The organism is Citrobacter sp. CK189, from assembly GCF_030333505.1.
Classification (GTDB): Bacteria; Pseudomonadota; Gammaproteobacteria; order Enterobacterales; family Enterobacteriaceae; genus Citrobacter_B; species Citrobacter_B koseri.
In genome coordinates this window covers 408,223-428,016 of record NZ_JAOWFV010000038.1, presented here as the reverse complement: position 1 = coordinate 428,016, position 19,794 = coordinate 408,223, and the positions used below count along the sequence as shown (strand labels likewise).

The window sequence follows — 19,794 nt, the reverse complement described above, 5'->3', positions numbered from 1 at the left end:
CGTGGAAGGGAAAACGATCTTTGTGGTCATCGCCGTCCTGATGGTGATGCTGTTTAGCTTACGGGAAGCCTACAAAGGCTGGCGCTCTGGCGCCGTGGATAAAATCGTCAGGAACGCCCGCGAACCCGTATACGCCTACCGTGCAGAAACCCCTCTCCTTTACTGGAGCTACATCGGGTTATATCTGTGCATGTCGGTTTGTACGCTCGCCGCAGGCATTTATTTTCTGTTCTTTAGATAACGCGCAGAAACAAAAAAGCCCGAAACAGTTGCCTGCTTCGGGCTTTTTCATGCCGGTAATTACTTCTTACGGGCGTATTTCAGCGAGTCCAGCGCCACCGCGAAGATAATGATGCCGCCTTTAATGATGTACTGCCAGTAAGGGTTCACGCCGATATAGGTCAGACCGTAGTTGATGACGGTAAAGATAATCACACCGGTCACAACGCCGAATACCGTCCCGACGCCGCCGCTAAACGACACGCCGCCGACCACGCAGGCGGCAATCGCATCCAGCTCATACATAAAGCCGAGGTTGTTGGTCGCAGAACCGATACGCCCCGCTTCCAGCAAACCGCCGAATGCGTAGAACACACCGGACAACGCATAGATCATCAGCAGGTTCAGCCCCACGTTAACGCCGGACACTTTTGCCGCTTCCGGGTTGCCGCCGATAGCGAAAATGTTCTTACCGAAACGGGTTTTATTCCACAGGATCCAGACAAACGCCACCGCAATCAGCGCATAGAAGGTAATGTAGGAGAGCCGGAAACTGCCCAGCGCAATAAAGCCCTGCGCAAACGTCGAGAACCCGCTATCAAACCCCGAAATCGGCGACGCCCCGACGAAGTCGTAATACAGGGAGTTGATGCCATAAACGATAATCATCGTGCCCAGGGTCGTGATGAACGGCGTCACATTAAGGTACGCAATGATAATGCCGTTAAGCAGACCAATGACGGCCCCAATTGCACAGACAATCAGGATCACCAGCGGAATCGGCATGGTGGCCATTTCCGGGAAGACCTTATTGGCGTTTTCCACGGACTGCAACAGCGTTGCGGCGACCACGGCCGCCAGGCCAACCTGACGCCCCGCAGACAGGTCAGTCCCCTGGGTGACAATCAACCCTGCCACACCCAGCGCGATGATAATACGCACGGAGGACTGCGTCAGAATGTTACTTAAGTTCAGCAGACTTAAAAATGTAGGGTCCTGGAAAATAATAATGGCCAGCAAGACTAAAAGAACAACGTAAATTCCGCCTTCTTTCAGATAAGTAAGAAAACTTTTCTTATTTAACGCACTCATGAGGAGCCCCTGATCTTAAAGGTGCAAAGACGCAAGACGCAGAATTTCGTTTTGCGTTGTTGTTTTTGTGTCAACAATCCCGGCAACAAGGCCATTGCTCATTACCAGAATACGATCTGTAATCCCTAACAATTCCGGCATTTCGGAAGAAATGATAATAATCCCCTTCTCTTTTTTCGCCAGTTCCGCAATCAGTTGATAGATTTCAAATTTTGCGCCGACATCAATACCGCGCGTTGGCTCATCCAGCATTAATATTTCTGGCTGCGTTAACAGCCACCGGCCGATAATGACCTTCTGCTGGTTGCCCCCCGAAAGAGAGCCAATTTGCGTGCGATGACCTGGCGTTTTCACGCGCATTGAGTCAATAACCCACTGGGTATCGCTCTTCATGCGGGAATTATCCAGTAAACCGACTTTATTTCTGTAATTGCGGATGTTGGAAATTAAAGAGTTAAAACCAATATCCAGATACGCGTAGATCCCGGTTGAACGACGTTCTTCCGTTACCAGCGCGAAACCGTGATTAATGGCTTCATTCGCGTTGTGGTTATTAATCTTTTTGCCGTGCAGCGTAATCGTACCCGATGATTTTTCCCGGATACCAAAAAGCGTTTCAACAATATCGGTACGCTTTGCCCCTACCAGACCCGCAATCCCGAGAATTTCCCCTTTATGCAGATCAAAAGAGACGTCGCGGATCGACGGCTGGCGCAGAGACGTCAGGTTACGCACTTCCAGAATGACCTCTCCCGGCTTATTTTGCTTGTCCGGGAAACGCTGGTTCAGGGAACGACCCACCATCATGGCGATGATCTTGTCCATATCCAGCCCTTCCAGCGGCTGCGTCGCAATCCACTGGCCGTCGCGCAAGACGGTGACTTCATCGCACAGCTGGAAAATCTCTTCCATTTTATGCGAGATATACACAATACCGCAGCCGCGCTCCTTCAGTTTGCGAATAATAGTGAACAGATGGTTAACCTCTTTTTCCGTTAATGAAGAGGTCGGCTCATCCATGATCACAATTTTGGCATTGTAGGAAAACGCCTTCGCAATTTCGATCATCTGCATTTGTGAAACAGATAATGTCCCGACACGCGCACGCGGATCGATATCAATATCCAGCTCATCAAATATCGCTTTGGTATCCCGGTACATTTTATCCTGATCGACAAACATACCTTTGGTTGGGTAACGCCCTAACCACATGTTATCCATGACGGAGCGCTGTAACACCAGGTTTAGCTCCTGGTGAACCATCGAAATACCATTCTCCAGAGCTTCTTTGGCAGAATGAAAATCGATCTCTTTCCCCTGAAATAAAATGCTACCGGAATCTTTTTGATAGATCCCAAAAAGGCATTTTAATAATGTTGATTTTCCTGCGCCATTCTCCCCCATTAAGGCGTGAATCGAGTGCGGGCGGACTTTTAAATTAACATTGTCAAGTGCCTTTACGCCGGGAAAAGACTTGTTGATGCCGCTCATTTCCAACAAGTATTCGCCTGACGACGGAGTAGTAGTGCTGACCATAATTATACCTTGTTGGCCTCGCAGAGTGCGTTAATAAAGGGCGCAATGTTATTGCGCCCAAAGAAAACGATATACGAATTACTTGTTGGTAAACTCAGCCAGATTGTCTTTATCAACACCTACGTACGGAACGCGAACAATTTTGTTCTCGATTTTCCAGTCGGTGCCGTCAGCCGCGCCTTTACCATCGGCCAGGTTTTTCGCCAGATCAAAGGTGGCTTTCGCCTGGTTGTTGGCATCGTTCAGCACGGTACCTGCCAGCGCACCGGATTTCACCAGTGCCAGCGCTTCAGGTAACGCATCTACGCCGAATACCGGAACGCTGGTTTTATTGTGCGCTTTCAGCGCTTCTACCGCGCCCATCGCCATTGCGTCGTTATTCGCGATAACCACTTCAATTTTGTTGGCGTTCGGGCCGGACAGCCATGCGTCCATCTTGTCTTTCGCCATTGCGGTGTCCCACATTGCGGTATCCATTTGCAGCTGCTCAGTTTTGATGCCTTTGTCGTTCAGCTCTTTGATAACATAGGTGGTACGCGCTTCAGCATCCGGGTGGCCCGGCTCGCCTTTCAGCAGTACGAACTGGATTTGGCCATCTTTGTTCAGATCCCAACCCTGGTTAGCCTGCCAGTGTTTAGCGATCAGATCGCCCTGGATGATACCGGATTCTTTGGAGTCAGTGCCGACGTAATAGGCTTTGTCATAGCTATCCAGCGCTTTGCGGGAAGGTTCTTTGTTGAAGAACACAATCGGGACATTCTGACCACGCGCTTTCTCAATTACCGTACCTGCCGCAGCCGGGTCAACCAGGTTGATCGCCAGCGCTTTTACCCCTTTTGCCAACAGCACGTCGATCTGGTCGTTTTGCTTGGACTGATCGTTCTGCGAGTCATTCATCAGCAACTGCACATCAGGCGCCGCCTGGGCGTCTCTTTCGATAGCCTTACGCACGACGGACATAAAGTTATCGTCATATTTATAAATCGTCACACCAATGCGAGTATCAGCAGCGTGCGCAGCCGCGCCAAATAACATGCTTGCCATCACAGCAGACAGAGTTAACGCCTTCTTATTCATGGTATCTCCGGTTTTATTATGCAGGGTAGTACTTGAGAAAAATGCTCGGCAGGGCAGAACGTTAATGAAGTGTTACTGAACGCCGAAGCTCACTGTTAAAAAATCTTTCTTCCGTGCCCGGTAACGCTCCAAAAATATGCTTTAATTGCTGTTTAATGCCCTGACGATGCGTTAAAAGTGATTATTCACCGTTACATAGTATTTACAGTGCTTCAAACGGTGCCATCATAGCTATCGTATTGTTAAGATACTGTGAATTTACTCACATATTGAAAGCGGTTACATCCCCTGACGTTGCTGGTTAGTGATCGGGGCCGCATTCTGTCTTAGCGCAACCGAATGACGACGCACCAGCGTTGGCATAAAACAGTGCGTCGCCGTTGAATCCAGCGTGCCGGCCGCGCCCTGCAACGCCAGTTCCGTTGCCATTTTCGCCATCGAAGCAATGGGATAACGCACCGTAGTCAGCTGCGGGTCGGTGTAACGGGCAATAGGAATATCATCAAAACCGATGATGGAAAGATGTAACGGGATGGCAATGCCATTGTCTTTTAACGCCGTGAGCGCGCCAGCGGCCATGCTGTCGTTATAGGCGAATACGGCGGTCAGTTGCAGGTTTCGCCCCAGCAGTTCCACCATCGCCGCTTCACCGCCCTGCATGTCCGGGGAACCCGTGCCAATCCAGCTTTCTGGCGGCGTAATCCCCTGCTCCTGCAACGCGCTCAGCCACCCTTCTTTACGCATCGTGTCATCTTCAATGCGGTGGCTGGAAGCCAGATAACCAATCCGTTGATGACCATTATTGAGCAGCATGCGGGTCGCCATTTTTGCGCCGCTGATATTGTCCAGGCACACGCAACGGTGGGCATAACCCGGCACAATACGATTGATCAGCACCATGCCTGGGATCTGGTCCATAAACGCTCCCAGCTCCTGGTCACTTAATGCTTTCGAGTGAACAATCAATGCGTTACAGCGCTGGCGAATCAGAACCTCGATGGCATGACGCTCTTTTTCAGCCTCATGATAACTGTTGCCGATCAGCACATATTTGTTGTGTTGTTGGGCAACCACATCCACCGCTTTGACCAGTGCGCCGAAAAACGCATCTGACACGTCCATCACCACCACGCCGATGGTGTCGCTTATCTGCGTCGCCAGCGCTTGCGCATTAGCATTAGGACGGTAACCCAGCAGCGTGACCGCCTTCATTACCGCTTCGCGCGTATCGGGACTGACCAGCGCACTGTTATTCAGCACGCGAGAAACGGTCGCTACGGAAACGCCAGCCTGACGTGCCACATCACGAATGGTTACCATATTCACTACCCTGTTTGAGATTGCCGTTGCTCACAGACACCCTGTGTTTAGCAGGTGGGTATTTTGTCAGCGCTTCGTTCAGGACTACGTGAGTAAGGTCACAGGGCTGGAAACGGTTACATGCGTTTTGTTAATGAATGTGATCCAGATCGTTATCTGGATGTTCCCGATAATGACGTCCCGGAAGCACGGAGGGTTAATTGCCGCCAGAGCCATTCCACCGGCCCTTGCCGATAGAAACGCAGCCAAATCCAGGAGAAAAGCAGGTTCGCCAGCCAGACAGGAATGACGAATATCAGCAGCGTCAGTCGGTCGAATTTCATAAATAAACCGAACTGGTAGAACAGCGTGGTGCAGATCAGCGTCTGCAACAGATAGTTGCTCAACGCCATCCGCCCTACGCAGGCAATGGCAATGACCAGTTTAAAACGGCTGAGCTGCGGCCAGAATCCCAGCATCAACGCGGTGTAACCTATAGTCTGAAACGGCGCGCTCAATTCACGCGGCGCCTGTAGCAGAAAAGCGCACCAGCGATACGCCCAGTCCAGCCGCCACTGTACAATAATGGCCGGAAGGTTAATCAGCATGCCGACGACGACAAGCAATACGCCCGTACGCCGGTAGTGTTGCAGACTGTACTGGCCCTTCAGCCAGCCGCTGCGCATCAGCGCCGCGCCCAGCAGCATCATTCCCGCCAGCTGCCAGCCATACTGCGCCCCCAGCGCCAGCAGACTGTTCGACAGCAGATCGACCCGGTTGCTGACCGCCTCCATGCCGCCGTTAATCTTCCAGTATTTTTCATACAACAGGGCAGAGGCATCCGGCGTCCAGGCGCGGCTGGTTTCACTCGCCGAGATAGACCCTAACAGCAGCAACACGCCAATCCCCGCCAGATAGAGCAAAATACCGGTATTAAATAAACTTTTTACCGACGGCGCGTCGCGCACCAGTCGCCAGCAAATCAGGCCGACAAGGCCATACGCCAGCAGAATGTCGCCATCCCAGAACAGCAAACCGTGGATAAAGCCCAGCAGGACGAGCAGCGTCAGACGCGACTGAATCCAGCGTTTGCCGCGCGGCAGCAGCATTTGCAGACCCGCGCCGAATAACAGCGCAAAAAGCGTAAGGAATTTTACCTGCGCGAACAGGTCGAGGATCGCCCACGTCCATGCGTCAGACGCGGTGATCTTGCCATACCAGGCGGGATTAAGGTAAGCCGCCTTTGGCAAGCCAAAGGCGCTGATATTAAGAAGCAGGATACCGAGGATGGCGACGCCACGAATAAAATCCAGCGTGACATTACGCTCCATACTCCCTGCCCTGATCAGTTGTGGTGACGCACGGCGCGCAGGAACTCCTGGCGCGTGTTCTGGCTGGATTTAAACAATCCGCCGAGGGAAGTCGTGGTGGTGGCGCTGGTCGCATCGCGAATGCCGCGCGCTTTCACGCAGTAATGCACAGCGTCGATTGAGACCGCGACGTTATTGGTGCCAAGCAGCGTTTGCAGCGCGGTCAGAATCTGTTGGGTCAGACGCTCCTGAACCTGCGGGCGCTGCGCAAAAAACTGCACAATACGGTTAATCTTCGACAGGCCAATCACCGAATCTTTCGGGATATAGGCCACCGTCGCTTTCCCGTCGATCGTGACGAAATGGTGTTCGCAGGTGCTGGTAAGCGTGATATCGCGCACCGTCACCATTTCATCCACTTTCATCTTGTTTTCAATCACGGTGATCTTCGGGAAATTGGCGTAATCAAGGCCGGAGAAAATCTCATCGACATACATTTTAGCGATGCGATGCGGCGTTTCCATCAGACTGTCATCGCTCAAGTCGAGATTCAGCAACTGCATAATCTCGGTCATATGCCCCGAAATAAGACGTTTGCGCGTTTCGTTATCCATCTCATGCACGGGCGGGCGCAGCGGCGTTTCCAGACCACGCGCAACCAGCGCTTCATGAACCAGGGCCGCTTCTTTACTGAGTGATGACATTTATTCTTCTCCTGCAGGTGTGGCGCCTCTGCCCTGCGTGGGGCAAAGTTTTTAGGCTGTTGGCAGCCCGTTTATTGTGCGTGAGGCGGCGCACATAATCCAGTATTCACAACGATAATTATTGAAATCGCCGCTGCCTTTCATGTCCCGGATTCCCCACGGCGGTTCCGCACGCTAAATCTGACGGGCCATGACGCCAGGTGTTAATGTAAAGTTGTGTAGATGATGAGGCATGTTAGATAAATGCGGAAGTGAAAGTTACTCACAGCACAATGAATAATCTGTATTATGGGGAAATTGCACGACTCATTCAGGTTCAACACAAAAGGAGCCACGCATGGATATGCTCGAAGAGCACCGTTGTTTTGAAGGCTGGCAGCAACGCTGGCGACACGACTCCACCACGCTGAATTGCGCCATGACATTCAGCATCTTTCTCCCGCCGCCCCGCAGTACAACGCCGCCTCCGGTGCTGTACTGGCTGTCAGGGTTAACCTGTAATGATGAGAACTTCACCACCAAAGCCGGTGCGCAACGTATTGCCGCCGAACTGGGCATTGTGCTGGTGATGCCGGACACCAGTCCGCGCGGCGAACAGGTCGCCGATGACGAAGGTTATGATTTAGGTAAAGGCGCGGGATTCTATCTCAACGCGACGCAGCAGCCCTGGGCCGCGCATTTCCGCATGTACGACTACCTGCGCGATGAACTCCCGGCGCTGATCCAGTCGCAGTTTAACGTGGGTGAACGTTGCGCGATCAGCGGACATTCAATGGGCGGACACGGCGCATTGATCATGGCGCTGAAGAATCCGGGGAAATACACCAGCGTTTCCGCCTTTGCGCCCATCGTGAATCCGTGCCGCGTACCGTGGGGAGAAAAAGCGTTTACGGCCTATCTGGGGGAAGAGAGATCGGCCTGGGTTGAGTGGGACAGTTGCGCGCTGATGCTCGCCAGCCAGCCGGAACACGCCATTCCAACGCTGATTGATCAAGGCGATAACGATCAGTTCCTCGCCGATCAGCTACAACCGGCGGTACTGGCCGAAGCCGCGCGCCAGAAGGACTGGCCGATGACGTTACGTATTCAACCGGGCTACGACCACAGTTATTACTTTATCGCCTCGTTTATTGAGGATCATCTGCGCTTCCATGCACAGCATCTGCTGAGCTGATCACCAGTACACGGCTTTTTCCAGCGCCGCAATATCGTTATTGTCATCGGCTTGCGGCGCAGACGATTTCCGGTTTAAATCAGCAACCTGCTGGCGAATCTGAAGTCGCCCGGCACTCTCGCTCTCGCTAAAATTGCGCATTTCTGATTCAAACAAAATCGCATCCAGATTGTGCAGTTTATCAAGCGCGCGCAGGAGAGAAATCAGCGTATCAAGGTTCAGGCCAGCGCCTTTCTCAATACGCTTGATCGTCGCGATGCCTACCTGCGCGCGATCGGCAAGCTGCTGTTGCGTCATAGACAGGGAAATCCGCGTTTCCTTGATACGCGCGCAGAGCGACCAGACGATCTCGTCATTATTCATTGTTTGGTATTTCAATGTACTAGCACCTTTTTCTTGGCTGAATTTTTCCGAGGCATCCGTGGTAAGTCTCGCGATATTTTGCGCTCATGTCTTTGCCGGTTTCATACATGGCGGCAATAATTTCATCCAGAGAAATACAGGGCTCGCTGATGCGGCTCATCGCCATCGTCGCCGCATTAATGGCTTTTACGGCAGAGATGGCGTTTCTTTCTATACAGGGAATTTGTACCTGCCCGCCAACCGGATCGCAGGTCAACCCCAGATGGTGCTCCATCGCAATTTCCGCAGCGCTTAATACCTGCCCGACGGATGCGCCCATCAGCTCCGCCAGCCCTGCCGCCGCCATCGAACATGCGACGCCGATTTCCCCCTGGCATCCCACTTCCGATCCTAAAATCGACGCATTCTGTTTAAACAACAGCGCGACGGCACCTGCCGTAAGAAAAAAACGGGTGATGGCGCCCGCGTCCAGCGGACAAACAAACTTATCGTACCAGCTCAATACCGCCGGAATAATGCCGCTTGCGCCATTCGTCGGCGCCGTGACAATCTGCCCGCCTGCCGCATTCTCTTCACTCACGGCAATAGCAAACACGTTAACCCAGTTCAGGGTCGTCAGAAAATCCGCTGCCGAAGGCTTCATACACAACGATTTATGCAATGCGCAGGCCCGACGCGGGATCTGATAAGGGCCGGGAAGCAGCCCTTCGGTATGCAGGCCACGGTGGGCGGCCTGCTTCATAACCTCCCAGACCTGCGTTAAATAGCGCTGTAATGAGGGCTGAGAATGGCTGTTCAGCTCATTTTTCATCATCAGCGCCGCAACGGAAAGCCCGTTTCGTTGGCACAGCGTCTGCAACTGCGCGGCGTTGCGAAAGGCAAAGGGAGAGGCGCGTGTCTGATCTGTCGCCACGGGCGCAGACTCACCGTATTTTCGTACCTGCCCGGCGCCGGTCGAAAACCACGTCTCCTCGTATAACGTAAAGTAATCATCTTTGGCGCGAAAGGTCATCGCATAAGGATGTCCAGGATGCGCATGGTGATTCGCAATAATTTTCACCGCCACTGTCACCGTACTGTTCGCCGGGGCTGGCACGTCAAGCATACCGTCATTTTCCGCACGCCTGATGGCGGTCAGTTGCATACGTAAATCCACCTTCTCCGGCTGATTTCCCAGCAACCCCAGATAAAGCGCGGCATCAACATTGTGGCATTTACGGCTTAACGATAATGCGCCAAACAATTCAATTTCAATATTCCTGAGTAACGGCAGCGTATCCTGCCGTTTTAGCTGCGAAATGAAATTGCAAGCCGCACGCATTGGCCCCACGGTTCTTGAACTGGATGGACCTATCACAATTTTGAATATATCAACGCAACTTTCCATTTTTATATATGTATTCCTAAAAAAAGCGCAGGGTGGGATGGCGATAATATACCGTAATCAACATATTAAAAATGATACTTTTCATGCTTATTCATTATCAGGTATTAAAAACAATACCATTTTATCTTTTCTTTAACATTCATATCTGTGATAGCACGACGCACAAGAAACAAACGCCGCCCATTATAATAAAGCGCAATGTAAAGGAGCAACATGATGGCAATAACTTACTTCGTCACATCAACAAACACAGAGCAACTTCAGGCGTGGTTATATAATGATTTTCTTCGTTCTCACGCGATGCAATGTCATTATTTATTAGAGCGTCGGCATCTGGCATTAATCAATAAGGATTATTTAAAACTTACGCTACCCGATGAAATGCTGACGCAGGTTATTTATCAGAAATTACGCGCTGTATCACTGCAATTGCAGTTTGATTTTTTTGTCAAACCTCAGAGCATCCCCACAAAGGGACTGATTGCATTTGATATGGACTCAACGTTTATTGAAGAGGAAGGCGTGGATGAAATCGCTCACACGCTTGGCATCTCTGCGCAAATCGCGGAGATGACCCAACAGGCGATGGAAGGGAAAGTAGATTTCGACACCAGTTTTACCCGCCGTATTCGCATGTTAAAAGGCACGCACTGTGATGTCCTCAATGCCGTTTGCGATCGAATGACGATTTCCCCCGGCCTTGCCGCTATGTTGCCGGTACTGAAAAACAAAGGGTTTAAAACGGCCATTATTTCCGGTGGTCTGGATATTTTCACTCAACGACTGAAAGAAAAGTATCAGCTCGACTACGCCTTTTCCAACACGGTTGAAATAAAAGATAACGTCCTGACGGACAATATTACCTTCCCGATCATGAATGCTGGGAAAAAGCGGCAAACGCTCTCTGCGCTGGCAACACAACTCAACCTCGCTGTACACAACATTATTGCCTGCGGCGACGGCGCAAACGATCTGCCGATGCTAACGTATGCGGGAACCGGTATCGCGTGGCGGGCAAAACCCGTTGTCAGAGAAACAATCCATCATCAGATTAATTTTCATGGATTCGAATCACTTCTGTTCTTTATTGAAGATGAATTATAACCACATTTCCGTCGCCGGAAGGGAAACTCACGATGAACATAAAAGCATTTATTTTCAGTCGGGCCGATCGGCCTGTTATGAACGCGAAAAAAGAGATTGATCATACTTATAAAAAATTTCGCACAGAGATCATCACCTCGGTATTTATCTCTTATGCCGTATTCTATCTGACCCGTAAAAACTTTTCTGCTGCGATGCCAGCCATGCTGGCGGATACGTCGCTAACCGCAGAAGATTTCGCCATCATGTCCTCCATTTTTTACATTCTTTATGGTTCCATGAAGTTTGTTGGCGGCATGCTGGTTGATAAAATTAACCCTAAAGCCATGACCGGCCCGGTGCTGATTGGCGTCGGCATCGTCAATATTCTTTTTGGCTTTTCCGATAGCGTCGCGGCATTCTACGTATTGTACAGCCTCAATGCGATTCTCCAGGGCACCAGCTTCCCGCCAATGGCGAAAATTATGGCCTCCTGGTTCTCAAAAAACGAACGCGGGCGCTGGTGGGCAATCGTTGAAGCAGCGCATAACATTGGCGGCAGCCTTGCCCCGCTGCTCACCAGCTTCGCCATTGCCTTTAGCGGCAGCTGGAAAATGGGCTTCTATGTCCCTGGGGTCATTTCCCTTCTGATGGGAGTTGTCGCGCTGTTTACGATTCAGGATCGTCCCGGCACCCTCGGGCTACCCAATGTCGGCGAATGGCGTAACGATCCTACCGAGCTTGCACAGGTAAAAGCCAGCCCGGTCAATCTGAGCTTCTGGCAGGTGTTCGTTAAATATATTCTGACCAACCCACTGGTATGGATCATCATCGTGGGCGATATGTCCGTGTATATTGCGCGCACTATTCTCAATGACTGGCCGCAAATCTATTACTCGCAGGTACACGGCTGGAGCCTGATTAAAGCAAACTCCATTATCTCGTGGTTCGAAGCTGGCGGGCTGGCAGGGGGACTGCTGGCCGGATATTTGTCAGACTTTATGTTTAAAAGCAACCGCTGGATGACGGGGTTAATCTTCGCCTTAATGCTCTGCGTATGCATCGTGCTTATCCCACTGGTGCAGGATACCTCTTACACCATCACCGCCGTACTTTTCACCATCATGGGATTTGCACTGTACGGGCCGCATATGCTTTTTGCCGTCGGCTGCCTGGACGTTACTCACAAAGATGCTGCGGGTTCTATTACCGGTTTCCGGGGATTATTCAGTTATGTTGGCGCGGCAATGGCCGGCGTACCGGTCATTCTGGTGAAAAATAGCTGGGAATGGTCTGGCGTCTATATTTACGCCTTCATCGCTATTTTATTAACCACGCTCTCCCTGGCGCTACTTTCTCGTCTCCATCGTCTGTAAAAAACGATAATCTATTGCCATAACGTAACAACGGAGGGTATCTGCCCTCCTTTTCATCCTTCATTTCTCCATTTTTTCTTCAAAATTTCCTCACATTTACGATCCGCCATCTTATTGATTTGAAATCCCTTTCCGTAAAAAACAAATAAACACAAATGATTTCAATTATCATTTGTGTTTACAAATATTCATTCTTTTGTACAATTCGTCCCGCTTATTCACCGCAAAGAGTACTTAAAAGACAAATACATACCGTTGTCATGGCCTTTTTTCATGGCTCGCAGTTTTACTCATTTAATGGAATGACAAAAATGACCATACCTCACGTTAAGGCTATCGCTGCCGCAGTATGCGCAGCGTGTCTCCCATCGCTCGTCTATGCTGCCGATCAGGACACCGTCGTTGTAACCGCCACGGGATTTGAGCAGAAAATCCAGAACGCCCCCGCGTCTATCTCCGTTATCACCAAACAGCAGATCGAAGACAAAGCCTATCGCGATGTCACCGATGCGCTGAAAGATGTGCCCGGAGTCGTCGTTACCGGCGGCGGCAGCAGTAGCGATATCAGCATCCGCGGGATGGCTTCGCAATACACGCTGTTCCTGGTCAACGGTAAGCGCATCAGCACGCGCGGCACGCGTCCGAACAGCGATAACTCCGGGATCGAGCAAGGCTGGCTGCCGCCGCTGGAATCGATCGAGCGTATTGAAGTTATTCGCGGGCCAATGTCATCGCTTTACGGTTCAGATGCGATGGGCGGCGTCATTAACGTGATCACCAAAAAAGTGTCCAACACGAAAGGCTGGACCGGCTCCCTGCATGGCGACGCCACCTTCCAGGAAGACAGGGACTCCGGTGATTTGTACCAGACCAACGCTTATGCGTCCGGCCCGCTGATTGACGGATTGCTGGGGGCGAAAGTGACCGGGCTGCTCTCTCGCCGTGCGGAAGACAAAATCGTCAATGGCTACAATGAGCAGCGCCTGCGCAACGGGGCTTTAACGCTTAACTTTACGCCGGATGATAAAAACGATTTTGACTTCGACATCGCGCGTGAATTGCAGGATCGCGACAGTACGCCAGGCAAGTCAATGGCAGAAGAAAGCTGCCGCAACGGTAGCTGTAAGCCAAACAGCAAAAGCGAAAACCGCTATGAGCACACCACTTATTCCTTAACCCACAGTGGTTATTACGACGACTTCAACACCACCAGCTACATTCAGCAGGAAGAGACCAACAACCCCGGTCGCCAGATGAAGTCTTACAACACCATCTTTAATAACCAGAACCAGATCTTCCTCGGCGCGCATACCCTGACATTAGGTGGGCAGTATCGTTACGAGAAACTGAGCGATAACGGCAACCAGTTAAAAGCCTACGAAGACGTGAACAAGCTGACCCGCTGGAGCTGGGCGCTGTTTGCTGAAGATGAGTGGGCGATGACCGACAGCTTTACGCTGACCGGCGGTATCCGTATGGATAAAGATGAAAACTATGGCGACAACTGGACGCCGCGTGGCTATGGCGTATGGCATCTTACCGATCAGTGGACCTTAAAAGGCGGCGTCTCTGCGGGCTACCGCGCACCGGATCTGCGCCAGTCCTCCCCGACCTGGGGACAGATTACCGGCGGCGGTCGTCTGAACGGTATTATTGTCGGTAACGCAGACCTGAAACCAGAAAAGAGCCTGAGCGAAGAGTTGGGCCTGCTGTGGGATAACGGAGATAACCTTAACGCTGGCGTGACGCTGTTCAATACCGATTTCAAAGATAAGATAACCGAAGTGCGCCGCTGCAACAGCAGTTCAGATCCGGCCTGTACTATTGGTGGTGAGAAATACGACTTTGTCAGCGATCGCGTCAACGTTGATAAAGCCAATATGCGCGGCGTGGAGTCCACCTTTGGCTGGAAGATCACCCGCGATCTCAACTGGACGGCGAACTACACCTATACCGAATCTGAGCAGAAAAGCGGCCAGTTCTCTGGCAAGCCGTTGAATAAAATGCCGAAGCATATGTTCAACACCACGCTGGACTGGCAGGCAACACAAGATGTTGGCTTCTGGAGCCGTCTGAACTTCCGCGGCAAGACCTCCGAATACCTGAGCCGTACTTCAATGGCCCAGGGAACGCCGTCTTATACGCAGGTTGATGTTGGTGTGCGTTATTACGCGTACAAAAATCTGCTGTTAACTGCGGGCGTCTATAACGTTCTGGACAAACAGATCGATTACGAGACTTACGATACCATTCTCGACGGTCGTCGTTACACGGTTGGCCTGACTTATAACTTCTAAGTTCAGTACAACAAAAAGCCCCGGCATGATGAATGCCGGGGCTTTTTTATTTTACCTGCCGGATGGCGGCGTAAACGCCTTATCCGGCCTACAAATGTCGCTCCTGTAGGCCTGATAAGCGCAACGCCATCAGGCACCAGGTTATTTCTTCACACGCTCCGGGAAGTGCATTTCACTGTAGCGAACAAAGTGCGTTCCCTTTGTCAGCTTGTAGCCAAACCAGATAGCCAGGAACAGCGGAATCCCGATATAGGTTGCCGCTACGCCGCCCCAGTCAATGGTGTCTTTCAGGAAGGCTTCATAGTTCTGACCCAACGTGATGGTCAGACACAGCACAAACGCAAAGATCGGCCCCAGCGGGAAGAATCCAGAACGGTACGGCAGATCTTTCACATCGTTACCCTGCAACACATAGCCACGGCGGAAACGATAATGGCTGATGGCAATCCCCAGCCAGGCGATAAAGCCCGTCATCCCGGAGGTATTCAGCAGCCACAGGTATACCGTCTGGTTGCCAAACATCGACGTCAGGAAGCAAAGCCCCGCGATTACCGTCGTCGCATACAGCGCGTTACGCGGAACGCCGCCGCGTGACAGCTGCGCGAAAATACGCGGCGCTTTACCGTCACAGGCCAGGGTGTAGAGCATACGGGTAGACGCGTACATCCCGGAGTTACCCGCCGACAGCACCGCCGTCAGGATAACCGCGTTCATTACCGCCGCAGCGGAAAGCAGACCCGCATGCTGGAACACCAGAGTGAACGGGCTGACGCTGATGTCTTTCACATCGTTACGCAGCAGGCTCGGGTCGGTATACGGGATAATCAGGCTGATAATCAGGATCGCGAACACATAGAACAGCAGGATACGCCAGAATACCTGACGCACCGCGCGCGGAATGTTTTTCTCTGGATCTTCAGACTCACCCGCCGCGATACCAATCAGTTCCGTCCCCTGGAAGGAGAAGCCGACGATCATCGCCACGCCAATCATCGCCGCAAAACCCCCGGCAAACGGCGCATCGCCGGTCGTCCAGTTGCTCCAGCCCACTGGCTGCGCCCCTTTGAAGATGCCGACGATCATCATGACGCCCACGATGATAAAGATAATGACGGTCGCCACTTTGATCAGCGAGAACCAGTATTCTGCTTCGCCAAAGCCTCTGACCGAGATGTAGTTCAGCAGGAAGATCACGCCGAGGAACAGCGCACTCCAGATCCAACCCGGCGTATCCGGGAACCACCAGTTCATCACCAGCTGTGCGGCCACGAGGTCTACGGCGATGGTCACCGCCCAGTTGTACCAGTAGTTCCAGCCGAGCGCGAAGCCAAAGCCTTCTTCAACATAGTTCTGACCGTAAGTCGCAAATGAACCGGATACCGGCATATACGCCGCCAGTTCGCCGAGACTGGTCATCAGGAAGTAGACCATCAGACCGATCAGGATATAAGAAAACAGCGCGCCGCCTGGACCCGCCGCAGAAATGGTTGCACCAGATGCAACGAAAAGACCCGTACCGATGGAACCGCCAATGGCGATCATTGTCAGGTGACGCGCCTTTAATTCGCGACGTAACGCGGGCGCTTCTGTGGTTTTAGTTTCGGAAACCATGTGAAAATGCTATCCATCCAAAAAATGAGGCGCGATTGTAGCAGACGAAACGCCATCCTTCCGGCACAAATGCGCAGTTATAAGAGACCTTCATGACTGGCCGTGGATTATAAGTAAAGTGTAGATCGGATAGACGGTAAGACATTCGCCTGATGGCGCTACGCTTATCAGGCCTACAGGATCGACATTTGTAGGCCGGATAAAGCGTCGAGTCTGTAGGCCGGATAAGGCGTTTACGCCGCCATCCGGCAAAGGACGCTTATTCGCAGTAGCGCAGAAAACGCTGTAAGGCATTGGAAAGGTGTTTCTGGCGATGGTGGATTCGCCACAGGGTTCGCACCAGGCGCGGCAAAGGCACCGCGATTTCACTCAACGTTCCCGCCTGAAGCTGTTCCTCAATAACCCGCCGCGACAGGCAACTGATGCCCAGACCATGACGCACGGCGTGTTTGATCGCTTCGGAGTTACCCAACTCCATCGCCATTTCGAATTTTGGCAAGTGCGAAAGCAACAGGTAGTCGACAATCTCACGCGTACCGGAACCGCGCTCGCGCAGTATCCAGGGCGCGGCGGCCAGTTGTTCAAGCGTTACCGGCCCTTGCGCCAACGGCGAGGACGGTGCGGCAAACACCACCAGCTCATCGTCCAGCCACGGCTCAGAAATAATCTCGGTATTGTGGCACGGGCCTTCAATCAGGCCGATATCTACCCGAAAATCGAGCACCGCCGTAATGACATCCTGGCTGTTGCCCACGCTAAGTTCCAGCGGCAGATCGGGAAAGTCCTTCCTGTAACGGGCAATTACCGCAGGCAGGATGTAATTGCCGATGGTGCTACTGGCATAAACGCGGATTGCGCCGTTGTCTTCCCGAAACAGTTGCTCAATTTCGACAGCCTGCTCCAGCAGCGCCAGCGCGCGCGGGTACAGCAAGCGCCCGTGTTCATTGACCACCAGCCGTTTTCCGACACGGTCAAATAGCTGTACGCCAAGCTGACCTTCCAGATCGGTCAATGCCGCGCTTACGGCCGACTGCGACAGCGACAGCATGACAGATGCCTGGGTCGTCGAGCCGCTTTTTAGCACCTCAGTAAAAACTTCTAGTTGTCGTAGCGTGATATGCATTGTTGTTTTCCACTGGCAGGCCGTCGCTTACCACTTATAAAGATTAATTATAAATATATAATCAATTTTATTTTTAAACCAGTTCGCCATAACATTTTACCCATATAGAGGAGAAGGTTATGACAGAACTCACCTTACAGAATCACCATCGTACAGTGTGGCATTTTATACCGGGGCTTGCCCTGAGCGCAGTTATCACAGGGGCCGCCCTGTGGGGTGGATCTATTCCAGCCGTCGCGGGAGCCGGGTTCAGCGCCCTCACCTTAGCCATCTTACTGGGAATGGTCATCGGCAATACGGTGTATCCGCAAATCTGGAAAAGCTGTGACGGCGGCGTGCTGTTCGCTAAACAACATCTATTACGCCTGGGGATCATTCTCTACGGGTTTCGCCTCACCTTCTCACAGATTGCAGACGTGGGCGTCAGCGGGATTGTGATTGATGTACTGACGCTCTCCAGCACTTTTTTACTCGCCTGTTTCCTCGGGCAGAAAGTGTTTGGTCTGGACAAGCACACCAGTTGGCTGATTGGCGCCGGAAGCAGCATTTGCGGAGCGGCGGCAGTGCTGGCAACGGAGCCTGTCGTTAAAGCGGAGGCCAGTAAAGTTACGGTGGCCGTCGCGACGGTGGTGATTTTCGGTACGCTGGCAATCTTCCTCTACCCGGCAATGTATCCGCTGCTGGCGCACTGGTTCAGCCCGGAAACCTACGGCATCTATATTGGTTCGACTATGCATGAAGTAGCCCAGGTCGTTGCCGCCGGGCACGCCATTAACCCGGACGCGGAAAACGCCGCGGTGATTGCCAAAATGTTGCGCGTAATGATGCTGGCGCCGTTTCTGATTCTGCTGGCCGCCCGTGTGAAACAACTTTCTCCGGCGACGGGCGCGGAGAAAAGCAAAATCACCATCCCGTGGTTTGCGGTGCTGTTCATCGTAGTGGCAATCGTTAACTCGTTCCATCTGCTGCCGCAGGCGGTGGTAAACATGTTGATTACGCTGGATACGGTTCTGCTGGCGATGGCAATGGCCGCGCTGGGTCTTACAACGCACGTCAGCGCGCTGAAGAAAGCCGGGGCGAAACCGTTACTGATGGCGCTGGTGCTGTTTGTCTGGCTGATTGTTGGCGGCGGCGTGATTAACGTACTGATTCACCATCTTATCGCATAAAGCACTACATTTTGCCCCTGTTAACCCGCTATCATTGGAGAGTATTTTTTTCGAATACACGACATTATTCAAACCTGAAGAATAATGTGTATAGCGGGTTTAACAGGAGTCTTCCATGAAATATATCGGAGCGCATGTCAGCGCCGCTGGCGGGTTAGCCAACGCTGCAATTCGCGCCGCAGAAATTGACGCAACCGCATTTGCGCTGTTCACGAAAAATCAGCGTCAATGGCGCGCCGCGCCGCTCACTGCCCAAATCATTGATGACTTTAAGGCCGCCTGCGAGAAATACCACTATTCGCCTGCGCAGATCCTTCCCCACGACAGCTATCTGATCAACCTCGGGCACCCTGTCAGCGAAGCGCTGGAAAAATCGCGCGATGCGTTTATTGATGAAATGCAGCGTTGTGAGCAACTGGGGCTATCGCTGCTCAATTTCCACCCGGGTAGCCATTTACAGCAAATCCCGGAAGAGGAATGTCTGGCTCGAATTGCAGAGTCGATCAACATTGCCCTTGAGAAAACGCAAGGGGTCACGGCAGTCATTGAAAACACTGCGGGTCAGGGGAGCAATCTGGGATTCAGGTTTGAGCATCTCGCCGCCATCATCAACGGCGTGGAAGATAAGTCCCGCGTGGGCGTCTGTATTGATACCTGTCACGCGTTCGCGGCCGGTTACGATCTGCGTACCACCGACGAATGTGAAAAAACATTCGCCGATTTTGAGCGTGTTGTGGGCTTTACATACCTGCGCGGCATGCACCTGAACGACGCGAAAAGCGCCTTTGGCAGCCGCGTTGACCGTCACCACAGTTTGGGCGAAGGCAACATTGGTCATGATGCATTTCGCTGGATCATGCAGGACGATCGTTTTGACGGTATTCCGCTGATTCTGGAAACCATCAACCCGGATATCTGGGCAGAAGAGATCGCCTGGCTGAAAGCGCAGCAAACGGCAAAGGTGGTTGCGTAAT

At 52.1% G+C, this 19,794-nt stretch carries 17 protein-coding genes and 1 pseudogene; 7 read left to right on the top strand and 11 right to left on the bottom strand.

Annotated elements, in window-relative coordinates:
- Position 1: 1 nt before the first annotated feature.
- A complete protein-coding gene (locus OGV83_RS11935; RefSeq protein WP_012131622.1) occupies positions 2 to 241 on the top strand; it encodes a DUF2542 family protein in 240 nt (79 codons plus the stop codon).
- A gap of 59 nt (positions 242 to 300) precedes the next feature.
- On the opposite strand, the gene mglC is transcribed toward OGV83_RS11935, so the two are convergent.
- From mglC to folE, 6 genes are all read right to left on the bottom strand, one after another.
- Positions 301 to 1,311 carry a galactose/methyl galactoside ABC transporter permease MglC gene (mglC, locus tag OGV83_RS11930; RefSeq protein WP_012131621.1) on the bottom strand — a complete coding sequence of 337 codons (1,011 nt, stop codon included), beginning with the start codon at positions 1,309 to 1,311 and terminating at the stop codon, positions 301 to 303.
- Positions 1,312 to 1,326: 15 nt separating this feature from the next.
- Positions 1,327 to 2,847 carry a galactose/methyl galactoside ABC transporter ATP-binding protein MglA gene (gene mglA, locus OGV83_RS11925; protein WP_047462502.1) on the bottom strand — a complete coding sequence of 507 codons (1,521 nt, stop codon included), beginning with the start codon at positions 2,845 to 2,847 and terminating at the stop codon, positions 1,327 to 1,329.
- A gap of 78 nt (positions 2,848 to 2,925) precedes the next feature.
- Positions 2,926 to 3,924 carry a galactose/glucose ABC transporter substrate-binding protein MglB gene (gene mglB, locus OGV83_RS11920; RefSeq protein ID WP_012131619.1) on the bottom strand — a complete coding sequence of 333 codons (999 nt, stop codon included), beginning with the start codon at positions 3,922 to 3,924 and terminating at the stop codon, positions 2,926 to 2,928.
- 279 nt (positions 3,925 to 4,203) lie between these two features.
- A complete protein-coding gene (gene galS / locus OGV83_RS11915; protein WP_012131618.1) occupies positions 4,204 to 5,244 on the bottom strand; it encodes an HTH-type transcriptional regulator GalS in 1,041 nt (346 codons plus the stop codon).
- A gap of 152 nt (positions 5,245 to 5,396) precedes the next feature.
- Positions 5,397 to 6,554, bottom strand: coding sequence for a DUF418 domain-containing protein YeiB (gene yeiB, locus OGV83_RS11910; protein ID WP_012131617.1), 1,158 nt, complete (start codon positions 6,552 to 6,554; stop codon positions 5,397 to 5,399).
- 14 nt (positions 6,555 to 6,568) lie between these two features.
- On the bottom strand, positions 6,569 to 7,237 hold the full coding sequence (gene folE / locus OGV83_RS11905) for a GTP cyclohydrolase I FolE (protein ID WP_012131616.1): 669 nt from the start codon (positions 7,235 to 7,237) through the stop codon (positions 6,569 to 6,571).
- A 337-nt stretch (positions 7,238 to 7,574) separates the two neighbouring features.
- On the opposite strand from folE, the gene fghA reads away from it, so the two are divergent.
- On the top strand, positions 7,575 to 8,411 hold the full coding sequence (fghA, locus tag OGV83_RS11900) for an S-formylglutathione hydrolase (protein WP_047462493.1): 837 nt from the start codon (positions 7,575 to 7,577) through the stop codon (positions 8,409 to 8,411).
- Here the strand turns inward: fghA and OGV83_RS11895 are convergent, their stop codons facing one another.
- Positions 8,412 to 8,789, bottom strand: a complete 378-nt coding sequence (locus OGV83_RS11895) for a helix-turn-helix transcriptional regulator (RefSeq protein WP_024130176.1) — start codon at positions 8,787 to 8,789, stop codon at positions 8,412 to 8,414.
- Positions 8,790 to 8,793: 4 nt separating this feature from the next.
- Positions 8,794 to 10,161, bottom strand: coding sequence for an L-serine ammonia-lyase (locus OGV83_RS11890; protein WP_214143323.1), 1,368 nt, complete (start codon positions 10,159 to 10,161; stop codon positions 8,794 to 8,796).
- 216 nt (positions 10,162 to 10,377) lie between these two features.
- On the opposite strand from OGV83_RS11890, the gene serB reads away from it, so the two are divergent.
- From serB to OGV83_RS11875, 3 genes are all read left to right on the top strand, one after another.
- Positions 10,378 to 11,265 carry a phosphoserine phosphatase SerB gene (gene serB, locus OGV83_RS11885; RefSeq protein ID WP_286463992.1) on the top strand — a complete coding sequence of 296 codons (888 nt, stop codon included), beginning with the start codon at positions 10,378 to 10,380 and terminating at the stop codon, positions 11,263 to 11,265.
- 32 nt (positions 11,266 to 11,297) lie between these two features.
- Positions 11,298 to 12,620 (top strand): MFS transporter, encoded by a 1,323-nt coding sequence (locus OGV83_RS11880; protein WP_286463641.1) that lies wholly within the window; start codon positions 11,298 to 11,300, stop codon positions 12,618 to 12,620.
- 311 nt (positions 12,621 to 12,931) lie between these two features.
- The gene (locus OGV83_RS11875) at positions 12,932 to 14,917 is read left to right on the top strand and encodes a ligand-gated channel protein (RefSeq protein WP_024130173.1); all 1,986 of its coding nucleotides are present in this window, start codon (positions 12,932 to 12,934) and stop codon (positions 14,915 to 14,917) included.
- A 51-nt stretch (positions 14,918 to 14,968) separates the two neighbouring features.
- Here OGV83_RS11875 and OGV83_RS21635 read toward each other — a convergent pair.
- The 3 genes and pseudogenes from OGV83_RS21635 to yieE form a co-directional block, all read right to left on the bottom strand.
- A pseudogene (locus OGV83_RS21635) lies at positions 14,969 to 15,057 on the bottom strand (hypothetical protein); the annotation flags it as partial.
- A 1-nt stretch (position 15,058) separates the two neighbouring features.
- A complete protein-coding gene (gene lysP / locus OGV83_RS11870; RefSeq protein WP_012131607.1) occupies positions 15,059 to 16,528 on the bottom strand; it encodes a lysine-specific permease in 1,470 nt (489 codons plus the stop codon).
- A 259-nt stretch (positions 16,529 to 16,787) separates the two neighbouring features.
- The gene (gene yieE / locus OGV83_RS11865; protein ID WP_012131605.1) at positions 16,788 to 17,651 is read right to left on the bottom strand and encodes a DNA-binding transcriptional regulator YeiE; all 864 of its coding nucleotides are present in this window, start codon (positions 17,649 to 17,651) and stop codon (positions 16,788 to 16,790) included.
- A gap of 119 nt (positions 17,652 to 17,770) precedes the next feature.
- Between yieE and OGV83_RS11860 the strand changes: the two genes are divergently transcribed.
- Positions 17,771 to 18,820: a YeiH family protein gene (locus OGV83_RS11860; protein WP_012131604.1), complete on the top strand. Its 1,050-nt coding sequence runs from the start codon at positions 17,771 to 17,773 to the stop codon at positions 18,818 to 18,820.
- Between the two features lie 115 nt (positions 18,821 to 18,935).
- Positions 18,936 to 19,793: a deoxyribonuclease IV gene (gene nfo, locus OGV83_RS11855; RefSeq protein WP_286463640.1), complete on the top strand. Its 858-nt coding sequence runs from the start codon at positions 18,936 to 18,938 to the stop codon at positions 19,791 to 19,793.
- The last annotated feature ends 1 nt before the right edge of the window (position 19,794 follow it).

Bases quoted from the DNA above. Each gene is read 5' to 3' on its own strand.
- mglC (WP_012131621.1), bottom strand. From the start codon at position 1,311: ATGAGTGCGTTAAATAAGAAAAGTTTTCTTACTTATCTGAAAGAAGGC.
- nfo (WP_286463640.1), top strand. From the start codon at position 18,936: ATGAAATATATCGGAGCGCATGTCAGCGCCGCTGGCGGGTTAGCCAAC.
- fghA (WP_047462493.1), top strand. From the start codon at position 7,575: ATGGATATGCTCGAAGAGCACCGTTGTTTTGAAGGCTGGCAGCAACGC.
- lysP (WP_012131607.1), bottom strand. From the start codon at position 16,528: ATGGTTTCCGAAACTAAAACCACAGAAGCGCCCGCGTTACGTCGCGAA.
- mglA (WP_047462502.1), bottom strand. From the start codon at position 2,847: ATGGTCAGCACTACTACTCCGTCGTCAGGCGAATACTTGTTGGAAATG.
- OGV83_RS11875 (WP_024130173.1), top strand. From the start codon at position 12,932: ATGACCATACCTCACGTTAAGGCTATCGCTGCCGCAGTATGCGCAGCG.
- OGV83_RS11880 (WP_286463641.1), top strand. From the start codon at position 11,298: ATGAACATAAAAGCATTTATTTTCAGTCGGGCCGATCGGCCTGTTATG.
- yeiB (WP_012131617.1), bottom strand. From the start codon at position 6,554: ATGGAGCGTAATGTCACGCTGGATTTTATTCGTGGCGTCGCCATCCTC.
- folE (WP_012131616.1), bottom strand. From the start codon at position 7,237: ATGTCATCACTCAGTAAAGAAGCGGCCCTGGTTCATGAAGCGCTGGTT.
- mglB (WP_012131619.1), bottom strand. From the start codon at position 3,924: ATGAATAAGAAGGCGTTAACTCTGTCTGCTGTGATGGCAAGCATGTTA.
- galS (WP_012131618.1), bottom strand. From the start codon at position 5,244: ATGGTAACCATTCGTGATGTGGCACGTCAGGCTGGCGTTTCCGTAGCG.
- OGV83_RS11860 (WP_012131604.1), top strand. From the start codon at position 17,771: ATGACAGAACTCACCTTACAGAATCACCATCGTACAGTGTGGCATTTT.
- OGV83_RS11890 (WP_214143323.1), bottom strand. From the start codon at position 10,161: ATGGAAAGTTGCGTTGATATATTCAAAATTGTGATAGGTCCATCCAGT.
- yieE (WP_012131605.1), bottom strand. From the start codon at position 17,651: ATGCATATCACGCTACGACAACTAGAAGTTTTTACTGAGGTGCTAAAA.
- serB (WP_286463992.1), top strand. From the start codon at position 10,378: ATGGCAATAACTTACTTCGTCACATCAACAAACACAGAGCAACTTCAG.